Origin of the sequence: Yokenella regensburgei, from assembly GCF_003634235.1 — a bacterium.
GTDB lineage: Bacteria > Pseudomonadota > Gammaproteobacteria > Enterobacterales > Enterobacteriaceae > Yokenella > Yokenella regensburgei.
On record NZ_RBIZ01000005.1, the window covers coordinates 152,050 to 163,609 of the forward strand.

Sequence of the window (11,560 nt, forward strand, 5' to 3'; positions counted from 1 at the left end):
GTCCGGGAGAGGGCTTGTCTCTTATAAACTCCCCGGCGCTCTTGAGCGTCTGCCCGCAGAAGAGATGGTTTTCCCCGGCGTTTTACCGCCCAGCGTTTCCAGACGCATCTGGAACGGCGGGAACGGCATATCGATACCATGCTCGCGGAAGCCCGCCAGAATCAGTTGGTGGATCTCGTGACGCAGCGGCATGCGGTGGCCCATTTCAGCGGCGTAGATACGCAGCTCGAAAATCTGGATCCCCTGCTGCAAATCAACGAGGAACACTTCCGGTGCCGGGTTATCGATCACCAGCGAGCAGCGCTCGGCGGCGGTGTAGAGGATCTGTGTGACCTCTTCGCTGTTCGCGTCCGACGGCGCTGGCACCGTCAGCACCACACGGGTCACTGAATCCGACAGCGACCAGTTGATGAACTGCTCGGTGATAAACGCTTTGTTCGGCACGATTATCTCCTTACGGTCCCAGTCGCTGATGGTGGTGGCGCGGGTATTGATTTTGGTCACGCTGCCGGTCAGGTCACGGATGGTCACCGTATCACCAATCCTAATCGGTTTTTCGAAGAGGATAATCAGGCCAGAGATGAAGTTGGCGAAGATTTCCTGTAAACCAAAGCCCAGCCCGACACCGAGTGCCGCGACCAGCCACTGCAGCTTCGACCATTCAATGCCAATCATCGAGAAGCCCACCAGTCCACCAATCAGCATCAGCAGATATTTGGTGATGGTGGTAATGGCGTAGCCGGTGCCCGGCGTGAGATCGAGGTGCTGAAGCAGCGCCAGCTCCAGCAGGGCAGGCATATTGCGCACCAGTTGAGTGGTGATGATTAACACCAGAATAGCAATCAGCACAGCGCCAAGGGTGATGGGCTCAATGCTTTCAACACCTTTCACCGTTGAGGTAACGTCCCACAGCGAAATGTTCTCAAGGAAGCCGAAAGCGGAATGAATTTCCGACCACAGCACAATCACTGAGACCAGCGCGATGAGCATCAGGATGGAACGAACCAGCCGCAGGGACTGGGCGCTGATGGCATCGAGATCGACCTCGCTGACTTCCACCTCCGCCGAGCCTTCAAGGCTGGTGGCGTGATGGTCTTCTTCACCGCGGGCGCGCTGAGCGAGCATTTCGGCGCGGCGGTGCTTCGCACGATCGAACGCCAGACGGCGCCGCTGGATGAGCATCCAGCGGCGAATGACGTGGTAGATAACCAGCAGCAGGAACCAGATAGCCACCGACGTTTCCAGACGAGCGAGCAGGGCCTGTGCAGTTGCCAGATAACCAACCGCCGCAGCCAGCATCGCAGCCAGCGGGGCGCTCATCAGCAGGTTCCACAGCATCCGGTTGGGCAGGTTATCACCGCTGCCTTCTTTATCGACATACAGTGGGATCCCGGCGCGTTTCAGGCTTAGCGTCACCACCGCCAATGCACCACAGATGAGAATGAAGCATAACCGGCCGAGTGAGGAGGTAAACTCACGGTCATCGAGGTTATCGAACATCATCAACGCCATGATAAGCGGCACAATCAGGCCAATGCTCATCAGGTAGTAACGCATCGCCCGCGCTACGCGATCGCGCGGCCAGCCGAAGTGGGTCACGAAGAGGCCATTCGGACGGGCGAAGGTGGCGCAGATCATGACTACCCACAGCAGCGGCACCGTGGCGGTCACGCCGTCGCCGATGGCCACCGCCAGCGGGTAGGGCCAGGCCTCCTGCAAACCATATCCCAGCGTCATCCACAGCACCGGTAGCGGAGAAGCCACCAGAATCGACCAGAATACGGTGCGCAGCGTCAGCCAGAAGTGGTCCTGGGTGACTTTACCGACCCGGGCGCTGGAACGCTCCAGGAAGCGGGTGAAGTGCTTACGCGAGCTGATACTGAAGCCAACCAGAATGAGGGCGCCAAACAGCGGGAACAGCGTCTCTTTGCTGGTCAGCATCATCACGGAGGCTTTGCCCAGCTGGCTAAAGGTGTCGAGCGAAATCAGACGACGCAGATCCTGAACAATTTCCAGCGGCCAGCTAAAGCCGATGGGGCTGACGTCAGAGGTCCAGAACAGGTAGCGGTGAGTGGCTTCGTTCACCTCTTTCAGCGCGTCTTCCAGTTGACCGTTTGAGACTTTGAGCTTTGTCAGCTCGAGGATCAACGTATCACCGCCCTGGAGAAGAGAATTGAGTAGTTCACGCTGGGTCCGTAGCTGGGCATCGAGAATACGGTTCTGCTCGGCCGTCAGCGGTGTGCCTTCTGCTTGCAGCGTCTGGCGCAGCTGCGGCTGCTTACTCAGTTGATCTTCATAACGCAGACGCTGGATGCGCAGTTGGGCCATCTCGGTGTCGAGCTGCTGCGGTTTCGGCATTTCAGGCAGACGCGCGACCTGGGCGCGAAGCGTTTCACCAACGAGGTTTGAAGCCCCCAGCCACTGCGACTGTTCGCGCAGCGTGTTCAGGGCCTGGCGTACCTGCACGGTTTGATTCGTGGCCTGGCGCTGCTGCGAAGCGACCAGATCCATCCGCTGAGCCTGCTGGTTCAATGCGGCAGAAAGCTCGCGGTTGATTTTGAACTGGTTAACGATACCGGCAGGTAAGTTAGCACTGCTTTCCGCCAGCAGTTCGGTGCTTTCCAGCGCGCGCTCAGCTTCCTGTTGACGCTGACTGTTGAGCTGATTACGCAGCGCCTGCAGGTAAGCATCAAGCTGTTCGCTCTGTTTTTTCGCAAGCTCTGAGCGCATCCGCGAGAGTTCCTGGCGGTTGTTAGCGGATAGCTGGGCGAGTTCTAATTCGTCGACCTGTGCTTTCAGTCGTGCGGCTTCGGCCTGTTGATTCAGATTTTGTGCCTGAGCTAACGACGAGCTCCCGGCGACCGAACCGCCACGGCGTTCAACTTCGTTCAGTAAACGACGAGCGTCGGTTTGCTGCTGCGGCAGTTGGTTCAGTGAATCGGCAATATCCCGGGCGCGATCCTGTTCCTGCTGCGCCAGACGGCTTTTCTCCAGCAACTGGCTGCTGACCTGCAGGATCTCCTGGTTCAGCGTGTCGCTGGAAAGCCCGGTCGGGACCTGGCGAGGTTCATCGCGCAGGTTGTTCAGCTGCGAGCGCAGCGCCTGGGAGAGTTTGGGGTAGTTATCGATAACCTGCTGATACTGCTGAGTGCGCTCGAGAGAGTTTTTTCGCTCCTCAAGCGCATTCAGCGCGGCCTGGAGGGCCTCTACGGTTTCAGGCTGGGCGGGTTTTGCCGCTTTTGCCTGCTCCAGTTCCTGGGTTATCTGTCTGGCGTCGGGGATCGTCGCTGCGTACGCCCCCAGGCTGAGGCTCCAGGCCATCAGGAAAGTGATAATCAGGCGCACGGCGAAACCCTTTTGTCAGGAGTTAACCTTCGTCTTTCTTGTCATTAGCCAGCGGGCTGGCGCTCTCTTCAACCATCGTGTCAGCCTGCGGCTGCACAATCGGTTCGGCAATGTCTTCAACGACTGGCTCGGCTTCGACCGGAGTGGTGAACTCAGTAGAGACCGCCAGAGGCTGGCCGAGTTTAGTGGCTGACATGCTCTGCAGGTGCTCAACAAGGGTCACTTTGCCCGGAGCAAACAGGTTGATAACGGTGGAGCCGAGCTTAAAGCGACCCATTTCCTGGCCCTTCAGCAGTGCTACGGCGCCTTCGCTCTCGCCTTCAGGCCATGTCCAGCGTTTGATGATGCCTTCACGCGGCGGAGTCACTGTTCCTGCCCACACGGTTTCGATGCTGCCGACGATGGTCGCACCAACGAGGATCTGCACCATCGGACCAAATTCAGTATCGAACAGGCAAATGACGCGCTCGTTACGCGCGAACAGGTTAGGTACGTTCTGCGCCGTCAGGTGGTTTACCGAGAACAGATCGCCCGGCACATAAATCATTTCCCGCAGAATACCGTTGCACGGCATGTGCACACGATGGTAGTCGCGTGGCGACAGATAGGTGGTCGCGAAGGTCCCGTTGCGGAACAGGTCCGCCATCTGGTAGTTACCGGCGAGCAGGGCTTCCAGCGTGTAGTTGTGGCCCTTCGCCTGCAGAATTTTGTCGTCTTCGATGCGGCCAAGCTGGCTGATTGCGCCGTCTGCCGGCATCACCAGCACGTTCGGGTCGGTATTCACCGGGCGGATATCGTCACGCAGCGGGCGAACAAAGAAGTCGTTAAAGGTGCGATAGCTGGCGGTATCTGGCTTTTGCGCCTCTGTCATATCGACCTTGTAGTACTTAACGAACAGGTCGATGACCAGTTTGGTCAGCCAGCCTGCGCGTTTGCTTGCACCCCAGCCTGCGAGGCGGGTGAGCCACAGTTTAGGCAGAATGTATTGCAAGGAAAGTTTAAGATCGTTTAGCAAAATAGCCTCCAGGCCATGATTTGTCGTTCCTGATCCGGCGTAACGTCACCAGATCTTATCGAAAAGCGGCCGATTTTAGCGACGTCCGGCGTAAATGTCAGTCGTCGCCAGCATAATTCTCAGTTATCGGTTTCCGAAAAGTTTTTACGCGTTTTTACGTCAGCCATGCCTTCCAGAATGCGGTGATAATTCTCAAAGCGCGTTTCGGCGATTTCACCTTTTTCTACCGCTTCACGAATGGCGCAGCCAGGATCGGTATCGTGTTTGCAGTCGCGATACTTACACAGGCCTAAATAATCATGGAATTCGACAAATCCGCGGGTGATTTGTTCCGGCTCCAGGTGCCAGAGGCCAAACTCACGAACGCCAGGGGAATCAATCACATCACCGCCATGCGGGAAGTGATACAGGCGAGCGGCCGTGGTGGTGTGCTGGCCAAGTCCCGAGTTATCGGAAACGTCGTTGGTCAGGATCTGGTCGTCTTTTAGCCCCAGCAGGGCGTTCAGCAGGCTGGATTTCCCCACCCCAGACTGCCCGGCAAAGATGCTGATGCGATCGGTCAGCGCATCTTTCAGCGGGTCAAGTCCATGTTCGGTTCGGCTGGACACCATCAGTACCCGATAACCAATACGGCGATAGATATCCATCTGCTCATTGACGAAAGCCATGCCTTCGTCGTCGAGCAGATCGATTTTGTTCAGGACGATAAGCGGCTCGATATCGAGGGTCTCACAGCCGACGAGATACCGGTCGATGATGTTCAGCGACAGTTCTGGCAGGATAGCTGAGACGATGATTATCTGGTCGATATTCGCGGCGATGGGTTTCACACCGTCGTAGAAATCCGGACGCGTCAGCACCGAGGTACGCTCGTGTACCGCTTCCACGATACCCTTCACGTTTACCCCTTCGGCCGCGGCTTTTCCTGGCCGCCAGACCACGCGATCGCCGGTCACCAGGGATCGGATAGTCCTGCGGATATTGCAGCGGTGAACGTCACCTGCTGTGGATTCCACATCGGCATGCATACCAAAACGACTGATGACGATGCCTTCGGAGGGTTCGCCGAACAGGTTGTCATCGAAATCGACCTTCTCCGCAGTCGTTTTGAGTCGGCGCTGGTGGTTAGCTTTTACCCGGCGCTGTTGTCCTTTGGAGAGTTTATTTTTACTCAATCTTGCTGGCTCCTGGTCGCCCAAGTCAGGCAAAACCTCTATGATACACGCTATTTTAGATGAATATAGTCACTGCGTTGTGACGCGAGAAGGGTGGAAAATAGCATGAGTGCAGATGAAAACAACCTGATTTGGATCGATCTTGAAATGACGGGCCTCGATCCGGAGCGCGATCGTATTATCGAAATCGCTACGCTTGTGACCGATGCGAATCTGAATATTCTGGCGGAAGGCCCGACAATTGCAGTGCATCAGAGCGACGCGCAGCTGGCGCTGATGGATGAGTGGAACGTTCGTACCCACACCGGAAGCGGGCTGGTAGAGCGTGTAAAAGCGAGCACCCAGGACGACCGTGCGGCGGAACTCGCGACCATTGAGTTTCTTAAACAGTGGGTCCCTGAAGGAAAATCGCCTATCTGTGGCAATAGCATCGGCCAGGACCGCCGCTTCCTGTTTAAATATATGCCGGAGCTGGAAAGCTATTTCCACTACCGCTACCTCGATGTCAGCACCCTGAAAGAGCTGGCTCGCCGTTGGAAACCAGAAATTCTGGCAGGCTTCAAGAAGCAGGGCACTCACCAGGCGATGGACGATATTCGTGAGTCGGTGGCTGAGCTTGCTTACTACCGCGAGCATTTTATTCAGCTGTAATTTGTGGCCGGACCGACGTTTGTGTGGTCCGGCAGACTTGCTTTGCCGGGGATTTGCCGTTAAATTGCACACTTTGCTGATAAAATCAGCATTCAGACGAAAAGCACAAAAAATTGCGGTTGAAGGGGTTGCAGCTAAACGGATTTCTCGTATAATGCGCCTCCCGTAACGACAGAGAATTGCACGTTACGACAGCCACAAATTTGCGGGAATAGCTCAGTTGGTAGAGCACGACCTTGCCAAGGTCGGGGTCGCGAGTTCGAGTCTCGTTTCCCGCTCCAAAATTTGAAAATGCTGAAAGGCATGCACCACCCAATCGCAGGATTTCGAGTTGCAACAAGGCGGCAACTGAACGAATCCTTAGGAGCTTACTTAAGTAAGTGACTAAGGTGAGTGAAGGCAGCCAACGCAGTAGCGGCTTGAAAGACGAAGATTAAGCGGGAATAGCTCAGTTGGTAGAGCACGACCTTGCCAAGGTCGGGGTCGCGAGTTCGAGTCTCGTTTCCCGCTCCAAAATTTGAAAATGCTGCAAAGCATGCACCACCCAAGCGGGAATAGCTCAGTTGGTAGAGCACGACCTTGCCAAGGTCGGGGTCGCGAGTTCGAGTCTCGTTTCCCGCTCCAAATTCTTCACCTCCTCCAGATTATCCACAGCGGAATTTACTGCTGGGGACGTTTTATTTCGTGCCTGAAATACTCTTGCTCACAGAGTTATCCACAGAACCCGTCTTTCGCTAAGAATGGCTAAATGATTAGTCAGGTGAATAATATTTTGATAATGCATTGAAAATTAACGATAAAAATTGATTTCAAAATGTTATCGCGATCGCTTGACGAATTTCTGCGCGTTGATACGCAATGCCTTTTTTATTTTATTCACAAGCTGTGAATGAATCAGGCATCGCGCGGTAATCCCTTCTCGACAACTCTCACCAGCCGCTGTTTTTGTGGCAACTGTACTTCAACCACGAAGGCATTACGCTTATCGATTTGCTGCGCAATCGCCCATTCTATGTGTTCATCAAGAAGTGGGTGCTCACCTCGGCGACTTTCCAGCGCCCGAATGTTGGCTTCATCCCAGGGGGCATTGCCGAGCGCGACGGCAATATTTCTCAGCCAGCGCAGGTGGCCGATACGGCGAATGGCAGAACCTTCGGTGACTTTAAGGAACCAGGCTTCGTCCCAGGCGAACAGGGTAATCAGTTCGGGGGCGTGCAGCGCTTTGCGCGGGCTGAAATCGTCTTCGTCGGTAAGCTGAGAGTAACGGTTCCACGGACAGATGAGCTGGCAGTCGTCGCATCCATAAATACGATTCCCCATGAGCGGACGAAACTCCTCCGGGATAGGGCCTTCCAGCTCAATGGTCAGATAGGAAATACAGCGTCTGGCATCTACCGTATAGGGCTCAACAATCGCCCCGGTGGGGCAAATGGTCATGCAGGCCACGCAGCGCCCGCAGCCTTCTTCTACCGGGTTGTCGACCGGAAGCGGAATGTTGACTAATAATTCGCCAAGGAAAAAGAAAGAGCCGGCGTCGCGGCTGAGGATTAGTGAGTGCTTACCTGTCCAGCCAAGCCCGGCTTTTTCTGCTAATGGACGTTCAAGAACAGGCGCAGAATCGACAAAAGGTCTAAAATTCAGCGAAGCACACTGTTCCTGAATCATTTCGCCCAGTTTCTTCAGACGATTACGCAACAGCTTATGATAATCACGCCCCAGGGCATAACGGCTGACGTAACCAAGAGCAGGGTTTTTCAGTGTGCTGGCGAATGCAGCATTGGCGGGCAGATAATTCATCCGCACGCTAATCACGCGTAGCGTACCGGGCAATAATTCGTGAGGGCGGGCGCGCATCATGCCATGACGCGCCATCCACTCCATCTCGCCGTGGTATTGTTTGTCCAGCCATGCCTGAAATTCAGGCTCGCTGGCGCTGAGATCGGTATCGGTGATGCCGACCTGCTGAAAGCCGAGTTCAGTGCCCCATTGTTTGATTTGTTGCGCTAACTGATTGAGATCGAGGGGCTGTGACATGACGGACCATACATTGACGAGTAACCTCGTAAGTATACCACATTCCATCTGGGCTGCGGACGAGCTCCGTCGCGCTGAAAAAGCGGCGGCGGACAGCCTGGGACTGACGCTTTTTGAGCTCATGCAACGCGCGGGCGCGGCGGCGTTTTCCGTAGCGCGACGTACCTACCCCACAACCCAGCACTGGTTGATACTGTGCGGCCATGGCAACAACGGCGGCGATGGCTATGTCGTGGCGCGGCTGGCTGTTGCTCAAGGGATCCGCGTGACGCTGCTGGCACTGGAAAGCGAAAAACCATTGCCCGACGAAGCGAGTGAAGCGCGAGACGCGTGGCTGAATGCCGGGGGGATCATCCATTCTGCCGATATCGCCTGGCCTGCCGATATTGACCTGATTATCGATGCGCTGCTTGGCACCGGCCTTGCCAGCGCACCACAAAACCCGGTAGCGAGCCTGATTACCCAAGCAAATGAGCATACGGCACCGGCAGTGGCACTGGATATTCCCTCGGGCCTTCATGCTCAAACCGGCGCGGCACCGGGGGCGGTTATCCAGGCCGCGCACACCATCACGTTTATCGCCCTGAAACCCGGGCTCCTTACCGGCAGGGCCCGCGATGTGGTGGGGATCCTGCACCATGATGCACTTGGGCTGGAGACCTGGCTTGCCACGCAGTCGACCCCCATAACCCGCTTTGATGCCTCCCAGCTTTCGCACTGGCTACCGCCGCGCAAACCGACATCGCATAAAGGCGACCACGGTAAAGTGGTGGTCATCGGGGGCGACCACGGTACCGCTGGCGCCATCCGCATGGCGGGTGAGGCGGCGCTGCGCGCGGGGGCGGGACTTGTGCGAGTGCTTACTCACATCGAGAATATCAACCCAATTATCACCGCGCGTCCTGAACTGATGGTTCATGAGCTTACCGCCACCTCGCTGGAAGAGAGCCTGCAGTGGGCTGATGTGGTGGTGATTGGCCCAGGGCTTGGTCAGAGCGAATGGGGCCGCCAGGCGCTGCGAAAAACCGAGAATTTTCGTAAACCGATGCTCTGGGACGCCGACGCGCTGAACCTTCTGGCAATCAATCCCGATAAACGTCACAATCGCATATTAACGCCGCACCCCGGTGAGGCTGCCCGCCTGCTTGGCTGTCAGATCGCTGAGATTGAAAACGATCGCCTGCTTGCTGCCCGTCGTCTGATACAACGTTACGGCGGGGTGGTGGTGCTCAAAGGGGCGGGCACGGTGGTCGCGGATGCGCGTGGTGCGCTCGGCATTATTGATGCCGGAAACCCCGGTATGGCGAGCGGTGGTATGGGTGATGTGCTGTCGGGCATCATCGGTGCATTGCTGGGGCAAGGGCTATCGCCGTATGATGCCGCCTGTGCAGGCTGTGTTGCGCATGGCGCCGCCGCTGACAGGCTGGCTGCTGTTACTGGTACCCGCGGAATGCTGGCAACCGATCTTTTTTCCACGCTTGTGCGTGTTGTTAACCCGGATGTGATTGACTTAAACCATGATTAATCGAGTGATTCTTTTACCCGACGAGCAGGCGACGTTAGACCTTGGCCACCGTATCGCGCAGGCGTGCGCAGGCGCAACCGTGATTTATTTGTACGGTGATTTGGGAGCGGGCAAAACGACCTTCAGTCGTGGTTTCTTGCAGGCACTGGGGCACAAGGGCAACGTGAAAAGCCCAACGTATACGCTGGTCGAGCCCTATGCGCTCGATGCATTAAATGTTTATCACTTTGATTTGTACCGTCTTGCGGACCCAGAGGAGCTCGAATTTATGGGGATCCGCGATTACTTTGCTAATGATGCCATCTGCCTGGTGGAGTGGCCGCAACAGGGCGCGGGTGTATTGCCTGAACCGGATGTCGAAATTCACATAGACTACCAGGCGCAAGGGCGGGAGGCGCGGGTGACCGCCGTTTCTCCGCTGGGTGAGTCATTGCTGGCGCGCTTAGCCAGTTAATTTAAAGGGATGGCGGGATGATGTATCGCGTGAAAAGTGCATTCATGGCGGCGCTGATGTTGCTGACCCTGCAGGTCAGCGCAGCCAGTTTATCCGACATTCAGGTCTCAAACGGAGACCAACAGGCCCGAATTACCTTCAGCTTTATGGGTGACCCTGAGTATTCCTATACGCAGGACGGTAAACGTAGTGTGGCACTGGATATCAAACAGAGTGGGGTGATCCAGGGGCTACCGCTGAATTTTAGCGGCAACAATCTGGTGAAAAGCATTCGTTCGGGTACGCCGAAGGACGATCGGTCGCTGCGACTGGTGGTCTCTCTCACCGAAAACGGCAAAACGCGCGTCTCTAAGCAGCAAAATGGCGCGAACTATACCGTCGTCTTTACCATCAATGCGGATGCCCCACCGCCACCTCCGCCGCCGCCCGCGCCGGTCATAGCTAAGCGTCAGGAAGCACCGGTCGTGGCCCCTCGCCCGGCAGAGCCGGTGCGTAATCCGTTTAAATCCAGCGACGATCGTATTACATCTGTCACCAGCAGTAACACCTCTACGCGCCCGGTCGCTCGTGCCCGCGCTGAGTCTGGTGATAAGGTAATTATCGCCATCGACGCCGGTCACGGTGGTCAGGATCCGGGGGCAATCGGCCCTGGCGGCACGCGTGAAAAGAACGTGACGATAGCGGTGGCGCGGAAACTGCGCACCCTGCTCAATGACGATCCGATGTTTAAAGGCGTTCTCACCCGCGATGGTGACTACTTTATCTCGGTAATGGGGCGTTCCGATGTGGCACGTAAGCAGAACGCCAGCTTCCTGGTCTCTATTCATGCTGACGCGGCACCGAATCGCGACGCGACCGGCGCCTCTGTGTGGGTGCTGTCTAACCGCCGCGCCAACAGCGAAATGGCGGGCTGGCTTGAGCAGCATGAGAAGCAATCTGAACTGCTCGGCGGTGCGGGTGATGTGCTTGCCAACAATCAGTCCGATCCTTACCTGAGCCAGGCGGTGCTGGATTTACAGTTCGGCCATTCCCAGCGTGTCGGGTATGATGTGGCGAAGGATGTGCTGGGGCAGCTTGAGCGAATTGGTAATCTACACAAGAGTCGTCCGGAGCACGCGAGCCTTGGCGTACTGCGTTCGCCTGATATCCCGTCCATTCTCGTCGAAACCGGTTTTATCAGTAACAGCAGCGAAGAACGCCTGCTTGGCAGCGACGACTACCAGCAGCAGCTCGCAGAGGCCATCTATAAAGGCCTCAGAAACTATTTTAGCAACCACCCTATCCAGTCTGCGCCGCAAGGAAACCCTGCCCAGACTGCCAGCGCCGCGGCGCCAGGTGGTCCTTCTTTCAATTAAGGAGAG

General features: G+C 56.4%; 8 protein-coding genes and 3 tRNA genes. 7 read left to right on the top strand and 4 right to left on the bottom strand.

Annotated features, from left to right (window positions below; genetic code table 11):
* Positions 1-21 precede the first annotated feature (21 nt).
* From mscM to rsgA, 3 genes are all read right to left on the bottom strand, one after another.
* Positions 22-3,345, bottom strand: a complete 3,324-nt coding sequence (gene mscM / locus C7387_RS15830; protein WP_006816781.1) for a miniconductance mechanosensitive channel MscM — start codon at positions 3,343-3,345, stop codon at positions 22-24.
* A 22-nt stretch (positions 3,346-3,367) separates the two neighbouring features.
* Positions 3,368-4,360 (bottom strand): archaetidylserine decarboxylase, encoded by a 993-nt coding sequence (asd, locus tag C7387_RS15835; protein ID WP_038252689.1) that lies wholly within the window; start codon positions 4,358-4,360, stop codon positions 3,368-3,370.
* Positions 4,361-4,479: 119 nt separating this feature from the next.
* Positions 4,480-5,535, bottom strand: coding sequence for a small ribosomal subunit biogenesis GTPase RsgA (gene rsgA, locus C7387_RS15840; protein ID WP_038252687.1), 1,056 nt, complete (start codon positions 5,533-5,535; stop codon positions 4,480-4,482).
* 105 nt (positions 5,536-5,640) lie between these two features.
* Here rsgA and orn point away from each other — a divergent pair, with 105 nt between their 5' ends.
* From orn to C7387_RS15860, 4 genes are all read left to right on the top strand, one after another.
* Positions 5,641-6,186 (top strand): oligoribonuclease, encoded by a 546-nt coding sequence (gene orn, locus C7387_RS15845; RefSeq protein WP_006816784.1) that lies wholly within the window; start codon positions 5,641-5,643, stop codon positions 6,184-6,186.
* A 205-nt stretch (positions 6,187-6,391) separates the two neighbouring features.
* Positions 6,392-6,467 (top strand) — tRNA-Gly (locus tag C7387_RS15850).
* 156 nt (positions 6,468-6,623) lie between these two features.
* Positions 6,624-6,699 (top strand) — tRNA-Gly (locus C7387_RS15855).
* 35 nt (positions 6,700-6,734) lie between these two features.
* Positions 6,735-6,810: transfer RNA gene (locus C7387_RS15860), tRNA-Gly, on the top strand.
* A gap of 270 nt (positions 6,811-7,080) precedes the next feature.
* On the opposite strand, the gene queG is transcribed toward C7387_RS15860, so the two are convergent.
* On the bottom strand, positions 7,081-8,220 hold the full coding sequence (gene queG, locus C7387_RS15865; RefSeq protein ID WP_120817057.1) for a tRNA epoxyqueuosine(34) reductase QueG: 1,140 nt from the start codon (positions 8,218-8,220) through the stop codon (positions 7,081-7,083).
* Between queG and nnr the strand changes: the two genes are divergently transcribed.
* From nnr to amiB, 3 genes are read left to right on the top strand one after another with little or no spacing between them, the layout of a single operon-like run.
* Positions 8,219-9,745 (top strand): bifunctional ADP-dependent NAD(P)H-hydrate dehydratase/NAD(P)H-hydrate epimerase, encoded by a 1,527-nt coding sequence (nnr, locus tag C7387_RS15870; RefSeq protein ID WP_120817058.1) that lies wholly within the window; start codon positions 8,219-8,221, stop codon positions 9,743-9,745. The genes queG and nnr overlap by 2 nt on opposite strands.
* Entirely contained in the window at positions 9,738-10,199 is a 462-nt protein-coding gene (gene tsaE / locus C7387_RS15875; protein WP_006816787.1) for a tRNA (adenosine(37)-N6)-threonylcarbamoyltransferase complex ATPase subunit type 1 TsaE, read from the top strand. The genes nnr and tsaE overlap by 8 nt, the downstream gene beginning before the upstream one ends.
* Before the next feature lie 17 nt (positions 10,200-10,216).
* Complete coding sequence (gene amiB, locus C7387_RS15880; RefSeq protein ID WP_120817059.1) at positions 10,217-11,554, top strand: N-acetylmuramoyl-L-alanine amidase AmiB; 1,338 nt, start codon at positions 10,217-10,219, stop codon at positions 11,552-11,554.
* Positions 11,555-11,560: the final 6 nt, after the last annotated feature.